Source organism: Agromyces sp. CCNWLW213 (assembly GCF_037199545.1).
Classification (GTDB): Bacteria; Actinomycetota; Actinomycetes; order Actinomycetales; family Microbacteriaceae; genus Agromyces.
This window is the reverse complement of the sequence record NZ_JBBBDX010000002.1, coordinates 96,052-113,826: the sequence shown is the minus strand read 5'-3', so window position 1 is coordinate 113,826 and position 17,775 is coordinate 96,052. Positions and strand designations below refer to the sequence as shown.

Annotated in this window: 17 protein-coding genes and 1 tRNA gene; 10 read left to right on the top strand and 8 right to left on the bottom strand. The window is 75.2% G+C overall.

Features of this window, described 5'->3' with window-relative positions; translation table 11 throughout:
- Positions 1-6: 6 nt before the first annotated feature.
- The 9 genes from WBQ80_RS04840 (at position 7) to WBQ80_RS04800 (ending at position 8,646) form a co-directional block, all read left to right on the top strand.
- Positions 7-741 (top strand): peptidase S51, encoded by a 735-nt coding sequence (locus WBQ80_RS04840; protein ID WP_336570583.1) that lies wholly within the window; start codon positions 7-9, stop codon positions 739-741.
- Positions 741-1,433 carry a uracil-DNA glycosylase gene (locus WBQ80_RS04835; protein WP_336570584.1) on the top strand — a complete coding sequence of 231 codons (693 nt, stop codon included), beginning with the start codon at positions 741-743 and terminating at the stop codon, positions 1,431-1,433. Before WBQ80_RS04840 ends, WBQ80_RS04835 begins: the two co-directional genes overlap by 1 nt.
- Positions 1,434-1,488: 55 nt before the next feature.
- On the top strand, positions 1,489-2,067 hold the full coding sequence (locus WBQ80_RS04830) for a GNAT family N-acetyltransferase (RefSeq protein ID WP_336570585.1): 579 nt from the start codon (positions 1,489-1,491) through the stop codon (positions 2,065-2,067).
- Positions 2,068-2,111: 44 nt separating this feature from the next.
- Positions 2,112-3,536 carry an amidase gene (locus WBQ80_RS04825; RefSeq protein ID WP_336570706.1) on the top strand — a complete coding sequence of 475 codons (1,425 nt, stop codon included), beginning with the start codon at positions 2,112-2,114 and terminating at the stop codon, positions 3,534-3,536.
- A gap of 44 nt (positions 3,537-3,580) precedes the next feature.
- Positions 3,581-4,558, top strand: coding sequence for a siderophore-interacting protein (locus tag WBQ80_RS04820; RefSeq protein ID WP_336570586.1), 978 nt, complete (start codon positions 3,581-3,583; stop codon positions 4,556-4,558).
- Between the two features lie 7 nt (positions 4,559-4,565).
- The gene (locus WBQ80_RS04815; protein ID WP_336570587.1) at positions 4,566-5,642 is read left to right on the top strand and encodes a FecCD family ABC transporter permease; all 1,077 of its coding nucleotides are present in this window, start codon (positions 4,566-4,568) and stop codon (positions 5,640-5,642) included.
- On the top strand, positions 5,636-6,724 hold the full coding sequence (locus tag WBQ80_RS04810; RefSeq protein ID WP_336570588.1) for a FecCD family ABC transporter permease: 1,089 nt from the start codon (positions 5,636-5,638) through the stop codon (positions 6,722-6,724). Before WBQ80_RS04815 ends, WBQ80_RS04810 begins: the two co-directional genes overlap by 7 nt.
- Positions 6,721-7,533 (top strand): ABC transporter ATP-binding protein, encoded by an 813-nt coding sequence (locus WBQ80_RS04805; protein ID WP_336570589.1) that lies wholly within the window; start codon positions 6,721-6,723, stop codon positions 7,531-7,533. The genes WBQ80_RS04810 and WBQ80_RS04805 overlap by 4 nt, the downstream gene beginning before the upstream one ends.
- 84 nt (positions 7,534-7,617) lie before the next feature.
- Complete coding sequence (locus WBQ80_RS04800; RefSeq protein ID WP_336570590.1) at positions 7,618-8,646, top strand: ABC transporter substrate-binding protein; 1,029 nt, start codon at positions 7,618-7,620, stop codon at positions 8,644-8,646.
- A 10-nt stretch (positions 8,647-8,656) separates the two neighbouring features.
- Here WBQ80_RS04800 and WBQ80_RS04795 read toward each other — a convergent pair whose 3' ends face one another.
- The 8 genes from WBQ80_RS04795 to WBQ80_RS04760 form a co-directional block, all read right to left on the bottom strand.
- The gene (locus WBQ80_RS04795; protein WP_336570591.1) at positions 8,657-9,127 is read right to left on the bottom strand and encodes a hypothetical protein; all 471 of its coding nucleotides are present in this window, start codon (positions 9,125-9,127) and stop codon (positions 8,657-8,659) included.
- Positions 9,124-10,578, bottom strand: coding sequence for a dihydrolipoyl dehydrogenase family protein (locus WBQ80_RS04790; protein ID WP_336570592.1), 1,455 nt, complete (start codon positions 10,576-10,578; stop codon positions 9,124-9,126). The genes WBQ80_RS04795 and WBQ80_RS04790 overlap by 4 nt, the downstream gene beginning before the upstream one ends.
- Positions 10,579-10,671: 93 nt before the next feature.
- Entirely contained in the window at positions 10,672-11,526 is an 855-nt protein-coding gene (locus WBQ80_RS04785; RefSeq protein ID WP_336570707.1) for an arginase family protein, read from the bottom strand.
- Positions 11,527-11,588: 62 nt separating this feature from the next.
- Positions 11,589-12,200: a J domain-containing protein gene (locus tag WBQ80_RS04780; protein ID WP_336570593.1), complete on the bottom strand. Its 612-nt coding sequence runs from the start codon at positions 12,198-12,200 to the stop codon at positions 11,589-11,591.
- An 88-nt stretch (positions 12,201-12,288) separates the two neighbouring features.
- The gene (locus WBQ80_RS04775) at positions 12,289-13,035 is read right to left on the bottom strand and encodes a PspA/IM30 family protein (RefSeq protein ID WP_336570594.1); all 747 of its coding nucleotides are present in this window, start codon (positions 13,033-13,035) and stop codon (positions 12,289-12,291) included.
- Positions 13,036-13,087: 52 nt separating this feature from the next.
- The gene (locus WBQ80_RS04770) at positions 13,088-15,112 is read right to left on the bottom strand and encodes a TPM domain-containing protein (RefSeq protein ID WP_336570595.1); all 2,025 of its coding nucleotides are present in this window, start codon (positions 15,110-15,112) and stop codon (positions 13,088-13,090) included.
- 193 nt (positions 15,113-15,305) lie between these two features.
- Positions 15,306-15,378: transfer RNA gene (locus tag WBQ80_RS04765), tRNA-Arg, on the bottom strand.
- Positions 15,379-15,446: 68 nt separating this feature from the next.
- Positions 15,447-16,052: an iron ABC transporter ATP-binding protein gene (locus WBQ80_RS04760; protein WP_336570596.1), complete on the bottom strand. Its 606-nt coding sequence runs from the start codon at positions 16,050-16,052 to the stop codon at positions 15,447-15,449.
- Positions 16,053-16,091: 39 nt separating this feature from the next.
- Here WBQ80_RS04760 and WBQ80_RS04755 point away from each other — a divergent pair, with 39 nt between their 5' ends.
- The gene (locus WBQ80_RS04755; protein ID WP_336570597.1) at positions 16,092-17,765 is read left to right on the top strand and encodes an arginine--tRNA ligase; all 1,674 of its coding nucleotides are present in this window, start codon (positions 16,092-16,094) and stop codon (positions 17,763-17,765) included.
- The last annotated feature ends 10 nt before the right edge of the window (positions 17,766-17,775 follow it).

Below are 17,775 nucleotides of genomic sequence, written 5' to 3'. Positions count from 1 at the left end.
CGGCCGATGAGCGTGCACCTCGTCGGCGGCGGGTGGGCCCCGGACCATGCCGCCGCCGTGTACGGCCCCTTCCTGACCGAGGCGGCCGAGGCCGCCGCGCACGACGGCGCGGAGCGCCCGAGGGTGGCCGTGCTCGTCGTCGCCCCGCCCGAGTCGGGCACGGCCGAGCGCGCCCGGTGGATCGCCGCACTCGAGTCCGCCGCCCCCGTGGACGCGCCCGTCGACGCGGTCGTCACGATCGTCGGCGAGAACGGCGAGTTCGCCCCGTCGGCGCTCGCCGGCGCCCACGGCGTCCTCGTCGGCGGCGGCCTCACCCCCGCCTACCGGCGGGCGGTCGAGCCCGTCGCGGGCGAACTGCGCCGGCTCGTGGCATCCGGGCTGCCCTACCTGGGGTTCTCGGCGGGTGCGGCCATCGCCGCCGACACGGCGCTCCTCGGCGGCTGGCGCATCGGCGGCGTGCCGGTCGCCCCCGAGGAGGCCGGGGAGGACCTCGACGAGGTCACCGCGGAAGCCGGCATCGGCCTCGTCGACCTGACCATCGACTGCCACGCGGCGCAGTGGGGCACGCTCACGCGCCTCATCGCCGCGACCGAGGCGGGCCTCGTCGACGGGGGCATCGCGATCGACGAGGACACGCTCTTCTCGATCGGCGCCGCCGGGCTGCGCGTCGCCGGCGCAGGCAGCGTCTGGAGCGTCACCGCCGGCGAGGACGCCGTGCTCGTCCGGAGCATCACCGGCTGATGGGCCGGAGCCTTCGCGAACTCGCCGAGGCGGGCCTCATCGACGAGAGCTGGGCCGACGCGCTCGCACCGGTCGCCGGCGACATCGCGCGGATGGGCGACTTCCTGCGGGCCGAGGTCGCGGCCGGTCGCTCCTACCTGCCGGCGGGCGACCTGGTGCTCCGCGCGTTCCGGCAGCCGGTCGGCGACATCCGGGTGCTCATCGTCGGCCAGGACCCGTACCCGACGCCGGGCCATCCGATCGGGCTGTCGTTCGCGGTCGAGCGGCACGTCCGCCCGATCCCGCGCAGCCTCGCCAACATCTACCGCGAACTCGCCGACGACGTCGGGTGCGCGCTGCCCGACCACGGCGACCTCGGTGCCTGGAACCGCCGCGGCGTCATGCTGTTGAACCGGGTGCTCACGGTGCGGCCCGGCGAGTCCGGATCCCACCGCGGCAAGGGGTGGGAGCGCGTCACCGACCACGCGATCCGCACGCTCGTCGCGCGCGGCGCGCCGCTCGTCGCCATCCTCTGGGGACGCGATGCGCAGTCGCTCGCGCCGCTGCTCGCCGACACGCCCCGCATCGCATCGGCCCACCCGAGCCCCCTCTCGGCGAGCCGAGGGTTCTTCGGGTCGCGGCCGTTCAGCCGCGCGAACGCGCTCCTCGAGGCGCGCGGCGGGCAGCCGGTCGACTGGTCGCTCGGCGACTGATCCCAGGCCGCCCGCTCGTCATCCGTTCGCAACACGGCGCGCGTAGCATGGCGTGATGCTCGAGGAGGAATACCAGGAGCGCCGGGTGCTGCCGCGGCACCTGCGGCGGCCCGAGGCCGAGGAGGCCCCGTTCGCCTACGACATCCGGCCGGCGCGGCCCGCCGACCTGCCCGCGATCCGCGAGATCTACAACTACTACGTCGCGAACTCCACGGTCACGTTCGACGAGGACGCGATGTCCCTCCGCGAGTGGAAGCAGAAGTTCACCATGCTCCAGAAGCTCGGCATGCCGTTCCTGGTGGCCGAGTCGCCCTCGGGCCAGCTGCTCGGGTACGCCCTCGTCTCGCCGTGGAAGCCGAAGCGCGCCTACCGGTACACGGTCGAGGACTCGATCTACCTCGGGCCGGCGGCCTCGGGCAAGGGGCTCGGCCGTGCGCTGCTCGGCGAGCTCATCCAGGCGTCGAAGGCCGCAGGCCTGAAGGAGATCCTCGCGGTCATCGCCGACCAGGGCGCCGAGGCGTCGATCGCGCTCCACGAGCGGTTCGGCTTCACCGAGGTCGGGCGGATGGGGCGGGTCGGGTTCAAGTTCGATCGCTGGCTCGGCACGGTGCTGCTGCAGAAGTCGTTGAAGTAGGCCGGCGGATGCCGCGTGCGTAGGCTCGTGGCGTGGCGGACCCCATCGACGACCTGCACGAGTACACGGCGCTCGAGCTGCACCAGCTCCTGCAGCGCGGTGAGGTGACCCCGGTCGAGGCGGCCGCCCACTACCTCGCGCGGATCGAACGGCTCGATCCCGTCGTCGGCGCCTTCGCCGTCGTCACGCCGGAGCTCGCCCTCGAACGCGCCCGCACCGTGGAGCGCGAGGTGCCGCGGGCCGCCCCGCTCTGGGGCATGCCGCTCGCCGACAAGGACCTCCACCCGCGTGCGGGCGTGCCGACGGCCTTCGGCTCGCGCGCCCACGCCGGGCACGTGCCGGACGAGTCCGACGACCTCGTCGACGCCGTGGACGCGGCGGGGGCGGTGAGCCTCGGCAAGTCCGCCACGCCCGAGTTCGGGCTGCCCTCGTACACCGAGCCCGTGGGCGGGCGCCCGGCCAGGAACCCGTGGGACCTCGCGCTCGGCGCCGGGGGATCGAGCGGCGGCGCGGCGGCCGCGGTCGCCGCAGGCCTGCTGCCGTTCGCGCCGGGCAGCGACGGCGGCGGATCGATCCGCATCCCCGCCGCGTCGTGCGGTCTCGTCGGCGTCAAGCCGTCGCGGGGCCGCGTGCCGTCGGGGTCCGGGCTCGACCGCCTCGCGGGCCTCGGCGTGGTGGGCCCGATCGCGCGCACCGTCGCCGACGCGGCGCTCCTGCTCGACGGCATGGTGGCGCCGCGCGGCTACCCGCCGCGGCATCCGTTCGCGGTCCGCGCGCCGGGCGACGACGGGCCGTACCTCGGCGCGGCGATCCGCGGCGAGGGCCGCTTCCAGGTCGCCGTCATGACGGAGTCGCCGTGGGACGACTTCGCCGAGATCCGCCTCGACCCGACGGCGCGGGCCGCCCTCGAGGCGGGGGTCGCGCTGCTCGACGCACTGGGACACGGGGTCGAGGAGCTCGCGGCGGCCCCCGAGCCCGGGTACCCGGCGGCGTTCCGGACCATCTGGCAGGCGGGCGCAGCCACGATCGACGTCCCCGGAGCGCGGCGGGAGCGGCTCGAGCCGCTGACCGCCTGGCTCATGGATCGCGGCCGCCGGCTCACGGCGGCCGAGCTCGCGGCGGCGCTGTCCTGGCTTGCGGGGTTCGAGCGGCGGACCATCGCGAGGTTCGCCCCGTTCGACGCCGTAATGACGCCCGCGCTCGCGCTCGAGCCCCGGCCGGTCGGATGGTACGACCCCGACGACGGCGAGGAGAACTTCGCGCAGCAGGTGCGCTTCACCCCGTACACCTCGTTCGTCAACGTCGCCGGGCTCCCGGCGCTCACGCTGCCCGTGCACGAGACCGAGGCGGGGCTGCCCATGGGCGTGCAGCTCATCGGGCGGCCGGGCGGCGAGGCGACGCTGTTCGCGCTCGGCGCGCAGCTGGAACGGCGCGCTCGGCGCGGCCGACGCCGGCCTCCCGTGTGGTGACGGCGGGTTGCGGATCGCCACGACCCGTGTGCGAGACTTAGGTAATGCTTACCTCACTTGCCGCGACGACCGAGGCCGCCTCGCGCCCCCGCCCCGCCTACCGCGGCTTCCGCGCCGCCGTGTCGCGCGTCGAGCGACTCACGCCGCACTTCACGCGCGTGACGTTCGCCGGTGAGGAGCTCGCCGGATTCGGCACCGCGGGCCTCGACCAGCGCGTCAAGGTGGTCCTGCCCCTGCCGGGGGCTGGGTTCGCGGCATTCCCCGACGCCGCCGAGGACTGGTACGGCGAGTGGCGCCGACTGCCCGCCGAGCGGCGGAACCCCTTCCGCACCTACACGATCCGCGCCGTCCGCCCCGAGCTCCGCGAGGTCGACGTGGACTTCGTCGCGCACGGCGACACCGGCCCGGGATCGACGTGGGCGGGTCGCGCCCGCCCGGGCGACGAGATCATCCTCATCGGACCCGATGAGCTGAGCGAGGGCCGCACCATCGGCATCGACTGGCGGCCGGGCGACGTCGACACCGTGCTGCTCGCCGGCGACGAGACCGCGGCCCCCGCCATCTGCGCCATCCTCGAGTCGCTGCCCGACGACGCGTCCGGCGCCGCGATCATCGAGGTGCCGTCCGCCGACGACATGCTTCCCGTGCGGGCCCCCTCGGGCGTCGAGGTCCGCTGGCTGCCGCGCGTGCACGAGCAGGCCCACGGCGAGCGCCTGGTCCCCGCGGTCCGCGACTGGGTCGCCCGCACCTGCTGGCTGCGCGACTGCGCCGACCCGGCCTCGGCGGCCGCCGCGGTGTCGCAGCGGACGCTCGCCGAACTCGAGGCGGCCGCCGACGCCGACGGCATCCTGTGGGACGTGCCCGAGGGGACCAGCCTCGACGGAGACTGCTACGCCTGGATCGCCGGCGAGGCGGCCGTGGTCAAGACCCTGCGCCGCTTCCTCGTGCAGGAGGCGGGACTCGACCGCCGCCAGGTCGCGTTCATGGGCTACTGGCGTCGCGGCCGGGCCGAGCTCGACTGACACGCCGATGGACCAGCGGACGGCGGTCGACGCCCGATCGCGCCCCGCGCCGGGCGCGGTCGCGACCCGACCCCCGGAGCGCCGGGGCGCGCGCCCGCCGTTCGGTGCGGTGCTCGCGGCAGCCGCCGCCCTGCTCGGCCTCGCGGTGCTCGCGAGCCTCGCCGTCGGGTCGCGGGCCGTTCCCCTCGACGTCGTCTGGAGCGCCCTCGCGGCGCCGGTCGACGGCGACGCCGACCAGATCGTCGTGCGCGAGCTCCGGCTGCCGCGCGCCGTCATCGGGGTCCTGGCCGGGGCCGCGTTCGGCGCGGTCGCCGCCGTCCTGCAGGGGGCGACGCGCAATCCGCTCGCCGATCCCGGGCTGCTCGGGCTGAACGCCGGCGCCTCGCTCGCGGTGGTCGCGGCGATCACCTTCCTCGGCGTCGCGACGCCCCTCGGCTTCGTCTGGTTCGCGTTCGGCGGCGCCGCGGCCGCTGCCGCCGTCGTGTTCGCGATCGGAACGGCGGGGGGCGGGGCGTCCCCGGCGAAGCTCGCGCTGACGGGCGCTGCGGTCATGGCCGCCGCGACACCGCTCATCACGCTCGTCCTCATCCGCGACCTCGCGACGCTCAACCAGTACCGCTTCTGGTCGGTCGGCTCGCTCGCCGGTCGCGGGCTCGACACCGCGGCCGCGCTCTGGCCGTTCCTCGTCGCCGGCCTCGCGCTCGCCGCCTGGCTCGCGCCGCGGCTCAACCTGCTCGCACTCGGCGACGACGTCGCGCGCGGCCTGGGCGTGCGGCTGGGCGTGACGCGCACGGTGACCGCGGTCGCGGTGATCGTGCTCGCCGGCACGGCGACCTCGCTCGCGGGCCCGATCGCACTGCTCGGCCTCGCGGTCGCGCACGCGGCCGGCGCGTTCGCGGGCGGCGACTTCCGGCGCCGCATCGCGCTCGCCGCCGTGCTCGGCGCGACGGTGCTCGTGATCGCGGACGTGGTCGGCCGGGTGGTCGCACCGCCCGCCGAGCTGGAGGCGGGCATCGTCGCCGCGGTCGTGGGCGCGCCCGTGCTCATCGCGCTCGTGCGCCGACGAGGAGGAGGCGCGTGGTGATCGCCGCCGGTCCCGCCCGCAGGACGGCGCCGACGACGAGCGGCCGCACGCAGGACGTCGCGCACGCGGTCGCGGCCGCACACGTCGCGGCCCGGCGCCGTGCCCTGCTCGTCGCGTCCGGCGCCGCGATCGTCGTGCTCGCCGCCTCGACGGCGGCCCTCGTGCTCGGCGCGGCGGGCGTGGCGCTGCCCGACCTCGTCGCGGCGCTCGCCGGCCGGGGCGATGCCACGACGAACCTCGTCGTGTTCCGCCTCCGGCTGCCACGGGTCGTCGCCGCGGTCATCGCGGGGGTGGGCCTCGGCCTGGGCGGGGCGCTGTTCCAGTCCACCCTGCGCAATCCGCTCGCGAGCCCCGACATCCTCGGCGTCACGGGCGGCGCGAGCCTCGCCGCCGTCGCGGCGATGCTCGTGCTCGGCGTGACCGGGCCCGCGGTCTCGCTGGCCGCGCTCGCCGGCGCGCTGGCCGTCGCCGCGATCATCTGGGCGCTCGCCTGGCGCGACGGGCTCACCGGCATCCGGTTCGTGCTCGTCGGCATCGGCGTCGCCTCGATCGTGTCGGGCCTCCTCGGATGGCTCATCACGCGAGCGGAGGTTCGCGAGGCCCCCGCGGCGCTCGTCTGGATGGTCGGCGGCGTCTCGAGCATCGGCTGGGACGAACTCGCCGTCGCCGGCGCCGCCCTCGCGGTCGTCGTCGTGCTCGTGGCCCTGCACGCCCACCGGATGCCGCTGCTCGCGCTCGACGACGACACCGCCCGCGGGCTCGGCGTCGACGTCACGCGCGCGAGGCTCGTCGCGATCCTCCTCGGCGTGGCCGCCGTGGCGGTGGCGACCGCGCTCACCGGCCCGATCGCGTTCGTGGCGCTCGTCGCCGCGCCGGTCGCGCGGGCCCTCGTGGGCAACGGGCGCGCGGCGCTCGCGGCATCCGCCCTGGTGGGCGCCGCGATCGTGCTCGTCGCCGACCTGGTCGCGCAGCATGCGCTCGGCGACGTCGCCGTGCCGGTCGGCATCGTCACGGGTCTCATCGGGGCCCCGTACCTGCTGTGGCTGATCGCCCGCGGCAATCGGAAGGGAGCAGGCGGATGACGCACGTCGCCGCGCACGGACTGCGGGCCGAGTCGCTCCGGCTCGGCTACGACGGTCGCACGGTCGTCGACGGCCTCGACCTCGAGGTCCCCGACGCGCGGATCACCGCGATCGTGGGTCCCAACGGCAGCGGCAAGTCGACGCTGCTGCGGGGTCTCGCGCGGCTCATCGCCCCCTCGGCGGGTCGCGTGACGCTCGACGGGCGCGACATCCGCTCGTTCGGCGCACGGGAGTTCGCACGCCGCGTCGCCGTGCTGCCGCAGCAGCCGGTCGCGCCCGACGGCGTGCTCGTGTCGGAGCTGGTGTCGCGCGGGCGCCATCCGCACCGGGGCTGGTTCGGCGGCCGCTCGTCGGAGGACGACCGCGTTGTCGCCGAGGCCCTCGAGGCGACCGGCACCGCCGACCTCGCCTCGCGACCCGTCTCCGAGCTGTCCGGCGGCCAGCGTCAGCGCGTCTGGATCGCGATGGTGCTCGCGCAGCGGGCCGGCGTCGTCCTGCTCGACGAGCCGACGAGCTTCCTGGACGCGGCGCACCAGCTCGAGCTGCTCGATCTGCTCACCGAGTCGAACCGGCAGGACGGCACGACCGTCGTGATGGTGCTGCACGAGCTCAACCTCGCCGCGCGGTACGCCGACCACATGGTGGTCGTGGACGGGGGGCGGATCCGGGCCGCCGGGCGACCGGCCGAGGTCATGACCGCGGAGACGGTCGCCGAGGCGTTCGGGCTGGAGTGCCTCGTCGCCGAGGACCCGGTCGCAGGGTCGCCCCTCGTCGTGCCCATCGGGCGGTACCACCGCGGCGCGGCGTGACCGCCGACGCGCCCCGGGGTTCGGTTAGGTTAGGCTAAGCTAAATCGACCCGATCCATGATCCGTTCCCCTCGAAAGGCTGTACATGCACGCGCGCCGATCGTTCGCCGCCCTCGCGGCGACCGCCGCCACCACCCTCGCCCTCGCCGGTTGCGCCGGCACCGCCGGTTCCCAGGAGGCGAGCGGCGGCACGCCCGGGGCATCCGACGGCGGCTTCCCCGTCACGATCGAGCACGCGTTCGGCGAGACCGAGATCGGCGCGGCACCCGAGCGAGTCGCCACGTGGGGCTGGGGGAGCACCGAGGCGGCGCTCGCGCTCGGCGTCGTGCCCGTCGCGATCGCGCAGCAGACCTACGGGGCGAACGAGGACGGGGTGCTGCCCTGGGTCGCCGAGGAGCTCGACGAGCTCGGTGCCCAGGTCCCCGCGATCCTGACCGACGACGGCGAGGCGCCGCCGTACGAGGAGCTCATCGAGGCCGCGCCGGACGTCATCCTCGCCCCGTACTCGGGCATCACCGAGGAGCAGTACGAGCTGCTGAGCGAGATCGCGCCCACCGTGGCCTACCCGGACGCGGCGTGGACGACGCCCTGGCGCGAGGTCGTCACGACCGTCGGCACGGCCCTCGGCCTCGAGGATGAGGCGCAGGGCGTGCTCGACGACCTCGACGCCGAGCTCGCGGCGAAGGCGGAGGAGCACCCCGAACTCGCCGGCCTGTCCGTCGCCGCGGTGTGGGACACCGCCGGCACGTTCTACGTCTACACGCCCGAGGACTCGCGCGTGGAGTTCCTCTCCGCGCTCGGCCTCGAGGACGCCCCCTCGGTCGCCGAGCTGCAGAACGGCGACTCGCCGTTCTTCTACACGCTGAGCTACGAGCAGCTCGACCAGCTCGACTCCGACCTGCTGCTGAGCTACCACGACACGCCGGCCGAGGCCGACGCGTTCCTCGACTCGGCGCCGATCTCGGCGATCCCCGCGGTCTCGCGAGGCCAGGTCGCGCAGGTGGTCGGCACCGAGCTCATCGCCGCGGTCTCGCCGCCCACGGCGCTCTCGCTCACGTACGGCCTCGACGAGCTCGTCGACGCCCTCTCGGCGGCCGCCCGGCCCGCGGGCTGAGCCCCGCCCCTCAGGCCGCGGACGCCGCGTCGCGGCCCGGGTGCGCCGAGCGCCCGGGCCGTCGGCGCACGTAGCCCCCGGCCTCGAGCCCGGCCGCGATCTCGAACCGGTTGGCGAGCGGGTCGCGGCCCGACAGCCAGTAGAGGATCGGGAAGAGCATGCCGTACGTGCGCCACTGCTCGCGGTGCACCGCCTCGTGGCCGAGGACCGTCTCCGAGTCGTTCGTGGACGTCAGGTAGCAGCCGCCCACGCACGAGCCGCCGCGACCGAAGGTCCACTTCGGCATGCCGCGGAACACGATGAGACCCCGCCGCCGCTCGATCCTGCCGCGACTCCAGAGGAACCCCCAGGCGAAGCCGACCGCGGTGGCCCACCAGTATCCGGCGCGGCTGACGGGGGAGTCGGTCAGGCGGACCCGGATCAGGCGGTTCCGCGGCGCGCCCGGCGGCGTCGCGGCATCCGCACCCGCGCCCGCGCTCATTCGCCCGCCTCGGGTCGGCCCATCGCCTCGAGCAGCCGCAGCCACACCTCGCTGAGCGTCGGGAAGCCGGGCACCGCGTGCCAGAGCCGCTCGACCGGCACCTCGCCGACGATCGCGATCGTCGCCGCGTGCACGAGCTCAGCGGTGTCCTGACCGACGAAGGTCGCGCCCACGATCACGCCCCGTTCGTCGTCGATCACGAGCCGTGCGCGCCCGTCGTACCCGTCGGCGAGGATGCCGGCGCCGCTCACGCTCGAGAACGGCACCTCGGCGAGGCGGACCGCGATGCCGGCCTCCTCGGCCCGTCGAGCCGTCATCCCGACCGAGGCGACCTCGGGATCGCCGAACACGATGCTCGGCACCGCCACGTGGTCGGCGGTCGCCGCGTGGACCCCGAAGCGCGCGTCGTCGACCGCGCGGCCGAGCGCGCGTGCGCCGATCACGTCGCCGGCGGCGCGCGCCTGGTACTTGCCCTGGTGGGTGAAGAGGGCGCGATGGTTGACGTCGCCCACCGCGTAGAGCCACGGCGCACCGCCGTCGCCGGTGCCCGACGCCCCGACCGCCGCGAGGGTGTCGTCCACCTCGATCCAGGCTCCGGGCTCGAGCCCGACGGTCTCGACGCCGATCCCCGTCGTCCGGGGCATGCGCCCGGTGGCGACGAGGACCTCGTCGGCCACGACCGCCTCGCCGCCCTCGAGGCCGATCACCACGGCGCCGTCGCCGTCGCGCTCGACGCGCTCGGGCGTCACCCCGAGCCGGACGATCGCGCCCCCCGCCCGCAGGCCGGCGACGACCGCGTCGCCCGCGAAGGGTTCCATGCCGCCGAGCATCCCGGTCCGCGCGAGCACCGTGACCTCGGAGCCGAACCCCGAGTACGCCGAGGCCATCTCGGCTGCGACGACTCCGCCTCCGATGATCGCGAGCCGGCGCGGCGCGCTGCGGGCGCTCGTCGCGTCGCGGCTGGTCCAGGGCCGCGCCTCCGCGAGCCCCGCGACGTCCGGCAGCCTCGGCGTCGAGCCCGTGCACACGGCGACCGCATGCCGGGCGATGAGTGCGACGTCGTCGCCGTCGGGCAGCGTCACGAGCACCCGGCGCTCGCCGTCGAGCCGCCCGTGCCCGCGCACCAGCTCGACGCCGATGCTCTCGACCCACCCGACGCCGCCGTGGTCGTCCCAGTCCGAGACCCAGTAGTCGCGTCGTGCGAGCACCGCCGGCACGTCGAGCTCGCCCGAGACGGCGGCCGCCGCGCCGGGGACCCGCCGGGCCGCCCGCAGGGCGCTGGCGCTGCGCAGCAGCGCCTTCGAGGGCACGCAGGCCCAGTACGAGCACTCGCCGCCGACGAGCTCGTGCTCGACGATGACGACCTCCAGCCCGGCGGCACGCGCGCGGTCGGCGACGTTCTCGCCGACCGCTCCGGCCCCCAGCACCACGACGTCGAACTCGCGGTCCATTCCGACTCCCTCCGGTGGCCCCGCAGTGCGCCGGGCTGGCCTTGACCCAGCCTAGGCATCGAGCGGGCGCGGGGGCACCCGATGCCGGTGGTTTCAGCGTGCTGCGGATGCCGCGCCCGAGGCGAGTGCGCCGACGATGCGGAGGATGGTCGGGAGGTCGTCGAGCGCGACGTCGGGGGACGCGGGCGTGAATCCCGCGATCGAGGCGCCGGCGAGCGGGAGCTCGTCGACGACGGCCTTGAGCAGCGCGACGAGCTTGGTCGGGCCGACCCCGAACGGCAGCGGGTACGACAGCCCGGCGATGGCCGCCGGGTCGAGCACGTCGAGGTCGACGTGCACGTACACCCGGCTCGCCCCGGTCGCACGGATCGCCGCGACGACGGCGGCGGGATCGGCGAGCCCCGCGACGTCGATCGTCGTCACGCCGTGCTCGTCGAGGTACGCCTGCTCGCCGTCGTCGACCGCGCGCAGCCCGCCCAGCACGAGCCGCGACGGCGGGACGCGCGTCGCCTCGTCGAGCGCGAGCCCGTCGGCGCCCTCGCCCGCGATCGCGCGGAGCACCATGCCGTTGAACGCGCCCGAGGGGCTCGTCTCGGGCGTGTTGAGGTCGGGGTGGGCGTCGAGCCACAACACGGCCAGCTCGCCCGGATGGGCCGCCGACGCCGCCGCGACCGGAGCGAGCGCGATGCCGCAGTCCCCGCCGATCGCGATGGGCGTGCCCGCGGCGGCGGCGAGCGCCTCGGCGGTCCGCTCGCGCACGCGCCGGACGGCGCTGTACCGCTGCACGCCCGTGCCCAGGGCGTCGCCCGCCTCGACGGGTACATCGACGAGCACGGTGGAGGCGGAGGGCAGGTCGCCGTGGATCGCGTGCGCGCCATCGGCATGGCTCATCGCACGGGACGACACGGAGCCCTGCCACTCGGGGATGACGAGGAAGGCGGCCGGCATGCTCCAAGTATGTTCCGCGCGCCACCGGATCGCCACGACGACGGCTCCGGCGGTCAGCGGGCTCATTGGTCGGGGAATCGGACGAGCCGCCCCTGCACCGCGAGCCCGAAGCACGCGACGATCATGAAGCCGAGTCCCAGCAGCCCGCCGACGGTGGTCGCGGCGATGACCGCGACCGCGCTCAGCGCGAGCAGCACGAGCGTGACGCGCCACACCCACCGGCGCCCCGTGAGCGCCGTCGCGAGAGCGAACGCGACGAGCAGCCCGAGCCGCACCCACAGGTCGGCGGGCGTGACGATCGGCCCGGTCCCCGTCGACAGGATCGCCCCGGCGACGAGCAGCGCCGCCCAGGCCGCGAACAGCCACCACCCGAACGGCCGGACGTACTCCACCCGGGGAGCCGACGCATCCGCGGGCGGCCGGTCGACGACGATGCGCGCGGATGCCGCGGCACGGCGCGGCGCCGCGAGCAGCACGTCGTGCGCGCGCGTGACCTCGATGAACCGGTCGCTCGCGGCCCGCACCTCCTCGGCGGGTCGCCCGGTGTAGCGATCGGGGTGCAGCTCGCGCGCGAGCCGGCGATACGCGCGGTCGATCTCGGCGGAATCGGCATCGCGGTCGACGCCGAGCGCGGCCGCGGCCTCATCGGGCGTCATGGCGCCGGGGGCCGGCATCTCGGCTCCTTCCCACGGCGGGGTGGGGACGGGCGGGGCGAGGGGTGGGCGGATGCCGCGCGGCGTTCGCCCGCGGCATCCGCCCCGCTCAGCTGGAGGCGATCTGGCCCTGGGGAGCGGACCCGCCCCCGGACTTCAGCGCGGCGAGCCGGGCCTCGACCTCGGTGAGCTCGCCGAGGTCGTCGAGCTCGTTGAACTGCGAGTCGATGCTCGAGGCCGCGATCTCCGCCTGGCCGCGGGCCTTCGCCTCCTCGCGGCGGATCTTGTCCTCGAAGCGCCCGAGCTCGCTCGTGGGGTCGAGGATGTCGATCGACTTGACGGCGGCGTGCACCTGCTGCTGCGCCTCCGCCGTCTTGGCACGGGCGACGAGCTCCGAGCGCTTGTTCTGCAGCTCCACGAGCTTCTGCTTCATGCCGTTCAGGCCGTTCTTGAGCTTGTCGACGACCTCGGTCTGCGCCGCGATCTGCGGCTCGGCCGCGCGGGCCTCGTTCTCCGACGAGATCTGCCGGCTCAGGGCGACCTTGGCGAGGTTGTCGAACTTGTCGGCCCCCGCGGCGTCGCCGGCGGCCCGGAGCTCGTCCGCCTTGCGGCTCGCGGCCACCGCCTTGTCGCCCCACTCGCGCGCGGCATCGAGGTCCTCGCGGTGGTCGTCCTCGAGGAGGCGCAGGTTGCCGATGGTCTCGGCGATGGCCGCCTCGGCGTCCGAGATGGAGTTCGAGAAGTCGCGCACCATCTGGTCGAGCATGACCTGCGGGTCCTCCGCCTGGTCGATGAGCGCGTTCACGTTGGCTCGCAGGAGCTGCGAGATCCGTCCGAAGATGGACTGCTTGGTCATCGTGACTTCCTTCCGGTTGGTGGTCGTGGGGTGGTGCGCGGACGTCGATCGGTCAGAACCGGCCTCCGCTGCCGCGCCGGGCCCGGGTGGCGGACCCGCCGAAGCTCCCGGGGGAGCGGCCGCCGCCGAAGCCGCCGTCGAATCCGCCGGAGCTGCGACCGCCGCCGCCGAACATGCCGCCTCCTCCGCCGCCGCCCATCATCGAGTCGATGAGGATGCCGCCGAGGACGGCACCGAAGAGATCGCCGCCTCCGGCGCCGCGCGTCGGCTGACCGCCGAACATGCCGCCGGGCATCCCGCCGCCGAACCCGCTGACGTCCTGCTGGGCGAGCGACATCGCATGGCCCGCGAGCTGCTCGGCGCGCTGCGCGGTCGCGAGTGCCCCTGCGGGGTCGGAGGCGGCGAGCGCCTGGGCTTCGACGACGAGGCGCCCGGCCTCCGCGAGCCGCGTCCTGGCTTCGGAGCCGATCGCGCCGCGGCGTGCGACGAGGTAGTCCTCCGCCGCCTGCACCTGGGTGCGCGCCGCGAGGAGCGATCGGTCGAGCTCGGCGCGCGTCCGCTGCGCCTGCGCCTGCGCATCGCGCACGCCCTGCACGGCACGGTCGATCTCGGCGTTCACGCGGTCGATCCGGGCGGTGAGGTCGAGCGGCGAACGCCCCGCCCGGCCGAGCTCGGCGCGGATCGCCGACGCCTCGGCCTCGACCCGGTCGGCGAGCGACGCGAGGCCCGCGTCCTGCATCCCGCGTGCGGTGCGGACGTCGGCGTCGAGGTCGTCGACGCCCGCGGCCACCGCACGATCGGTCTCGGCGAGGTCGGTGGCGATCCGCTCGATCGCAGCGGCGAGCAGTCGCGCCTGGTCGGTGGCCTCCTCGGCGGCGCGGATGTCGACGGCGGCCGCACCGGTCTCGCCGCGAGCCAGCGCGGCGCGCGCCTCGTCGATGGAGTCGCGCGCGAAGGCGACGCGCGCGCGCGCCTGCTCCGGGTTGTCGGCGACCGTGGCGAGGGCGGATGCCGCGTACTGGGCGCCGAGCGCCTGCAGGCGCTGCGCGGCCGGGGCGATCCCGTCCTCGGCGGCCCGGGCGGCCGCCTCCACGCGCGCGAGGGCCTGCGGCGCGTTCTGCTCGAGGTCGCGCAGCGCGTCGAAGCGCTCGGCCTCGGCGTCGAGGATCGACTCGGCCTCGGCGGTGAGCGAGAGGATCGTGCCGTACCACTCGCGCTGCTGCGCCTCGCTGTCGGGCTCGTGGTCGTCGAGTCGCTGCTGCAGTCCGAACGCCTCGGCGACGCGCCCCTTGGCGCCCTCGAGCGCCGTCCGGAATCCGGCGGTCGCCTCCTCGCCGAAGCCGGCCGTGGCGAAGCCGAGCTCCTCCTCGCTCGTCTTCAGCGAGTCGTCGGCCTGCACGAGTGCGCTCGCGGCCCGGCGGCGCAGCTCGTCGAGGGGCACGGCCGGCTCTGCGGGTTCGGCGCCCGGTCCGCCGCCGGGGACTCCCGGCGCGTCGCCCCGCCGACCGCGGCGGCGGGCGAGGACGACGGCGATCACGGCGATCACGGCGACGCCGGCGAGCAGGATCCAGATGAACCCGCCGCCGAACCCGCCACCACCGCCGCCGTCGCCGAGGGCCTCCGCCGCGGCGATCGCGGCGCCCGCCCAGTCCTCGTCGCGGAGCTCGGGCTCGACGCGCTCGATGCTGATCCGGTCGGTGTCGTCCTGCGAGAGCGAGGCGTCGGGCGCGGCCGAGAAGTAGTAGGAGCGGCCCTCGACGGCCACGGCGAGCAGGTAGTCCTCGGTGCCCATGTTGTTCGCGTTCGCGGTGTCGACCGCCCACGACGCGGCATCCTCGGGGTTGGTGAACTCGTCGACGTAGGCCACGAAGAGCTGCCGCCCGGTGTCGTCGGCGGTGCGGTCGATCGCGGCCTCGACCTCGGCCTCCTCGCCCGGCGTCAGCGCGCCGGCGGTGTCGACCACGGGGCTCCCGCCGAACGAGACGGGGTCCTCGGCGAGGGCCGGCGCGGCGGGCGCGACCACCAGGAGTCCGGCCAGCGCGGCGACCGCGATCGAACTCCATCGAACCGACCGCATCTGCCAGCGCCTTCCCCTCGGAGCGGATGTCTGGAGTCTATGGGGGCGTGGTCGGGAGCGTCCACGGATTGGCGGCGGACGTTCAGGTGACGTCCAGCGACCCGGCGGCAGGCGGGGCCGTGGGGGGAGCTCCGCCCGGAGACGGAGCGAGCCGGGCCCTCAGCTCGCTGAGTGGACCCGGCTCTTCACGACGTGCCCCCGGAGGGATTCGAACCCCCGACCTACGGTACCGGAAACCGGCGCTCTATCCCCTGAGCTACGGAGGCGCACAGCCATTCACACTACCACCTGGCGCAGGCTCCGGATGACGCGCGCACGGCGCCGGCGACGCCCGTCAGCGCCCGGCGAGGTTGGCGCGGACGGCCGAGACGAGCTGCTCGGCGTCGCCCGGCTCGAAGAACTCCCGCGACTCCAGCACGATCCAGTACCCGCCCGCGAACACCTGCGCCCGGCCGAGCCCGCCGGACTGGCTGAAGAAGCCCTCGACATCGGGCGGCGTGCCGTACGTGGGCACCGCGGTGCTGTCGACGGCGGCGCGACCGACCTGTGCGGCGTAGGCGTTGTCGGGGAGCGTGGCCACGCCGAGCTCGATGAGGTCGCCGCTCGTCTGGTTGCTCCATCCGCAGACCGTGCCCCGGGCCTCCGCGACCGCGGACACGGCGTCCGACTCCGGCTCGTAGCCGGGCGCATCGCCGAAGTTCGGGTTGAACTCGTACATCTGGTCGAGCGTGATGAGGTCGGCGCACGCGGCCTCGAACGGCAGCGGCTCCTCGGTGGGCTCGGGCGTGGGCGCTGCCGTGTCGGTGGGCGCCGCGGTCCCGGATGCCGCGGGCGGCTCGGTGGCGTCCGGCCCGGCGTCGGGCGTGGTGCACCCGGCGAGCGCGAGCACGACGGCCAGGGCCAGCGCGGGGCGGAGGAGCGGGGCGTTCGGGCGCGGCATGCGGGAAACCCTACCAACGCCGACGGGTAGGATCTTCGAGTGACTCCCGCCGATCTCTCGCGTCTCCTGTTCGACCTCGTCTCCGGGCTGGTCGAGCGACGACGCGCCGCCGGCGAGGAGGTCTCGCTCGAGATCGGGCCCGAGGCCGTGACGCTCGAGCGCCCGAAGCTCCGCGAGCACGGCGACTGGGCGTCGAGCATCGCGCTGCGCATCGCGAAGCCGCTCGGGTCGAACCCGCGCGAGCTCGCCGGCGAGCTCGCGGCGGGCCTCGCCGCCGTCGACGGCATCGCGAGCGCCGAGGTCGCCGGACCCGGCTTCATCAACATCCGGCTCGACGCGGCAGCGGCGGGCTCGCTGGCGAAGGCCATCGTCGAGGCCGGCGCCGCCTACGGGCGGGGCGACTCGCTCGCCGGGCGTGTGATCAACCTCGAGTTCGTGTCGGCGAACCCGACCGGGCCGCTGCACATCGGCCACACGCGGTGGGCGGCGCTCGGCGACTCGATCGGCCGGGTGCTCCGCGCCGCGGGAGCGAAGGTCGCCCACGAGTACTACATCAACGACGCCGGCAACCAGATGGACAACTTCGGCGCCTCGGTCCTGGCCGCGGCCAAGGGGGAGCCGACGCCCGAGAACGGCTACCCGGGGCAGTACGTGGCCGACCTCGCCGCCCGCGTGCTCGAGCGCGAGCCGCACCTGCTCGAGCTCGACGACGAGGTCGCGCTGCACACGGCGCGCGAGATCGCGTACGAGCTCCAGCTCGGCGAGATCCGCGACTCCCTCGAGCGCTTCAACGTGCACTTCGACGTCTGGACCAGCGAGCGCGCGCTCCACGCGAAGGACGACGACGGGGTCTCGGCGATCGACGCCGCCGTCGAGCGGCTCCGCGCCCAGGGGCACGTGTACGACGAGGACGGCGCCGTGTGGGTGCGCACCACCGACTTCGGCGACGACAAGGACCGCGTCATCCGTCGCGCCAACGGCGTCTACACCTACTTCGCGGCCGACGCGGCCTATTACCTCGACAAGGGCGACCGGGGCTTCGAGCACAAGATCTACCTGCTCGGGGCCGACCACCACGGCTACGTCCACCGGCTCAAGGCGCTCGCGGGCGCTGCGGGCGACGACCCCGAGCGCGACATCGAGGTCCTCATCGGCCAGCTCGTGAGCATCAACGGCGCCAAGCTGTCCAAGCGCGCGGGCAACATCATCGAGCTCGACGACCTGCAGGCCTGGCTCGGCACCGACGCGCTGCGCTACACGCTGGCACGGTACCCGGCCGACTCGCCGCTCGCCATCGACCCCGAGGTGCTCCAGCGCCGCGGCAACGACAACCCCGTCTTCTCCGTCCAGTACGTGCACGCCCGCACGACCCAGCTGGCCCGCAACGTCGCCGAGGCCGGGGTCGACCGCACGGCCTTCGCGCCCGAGCTGCTCGACCACGAGACCGAGTCGGCGCTGCTCGGCGCGCTGCAGGAGTTCCCGCGCATCGTCGCCCAGGCGGCCCAGCTGCGCGAGCCCCACCGCGTCGCGCGCTACCTCGAGGAGCTCGCGGGGCTGTACCACCGCTGGTACGACAACTGCCGCGTGCTGCCCCTCGGCGACGAGCCGGTGACCGACCTGCACCGCACGCGCCTCTGGCTGAACGACGCGACGGGACAGGTCATCCGCAACGGCCTCGACCTCCTCGGCGTGTCGGCGCCCGAGCGCATGTAACCTGCCGACC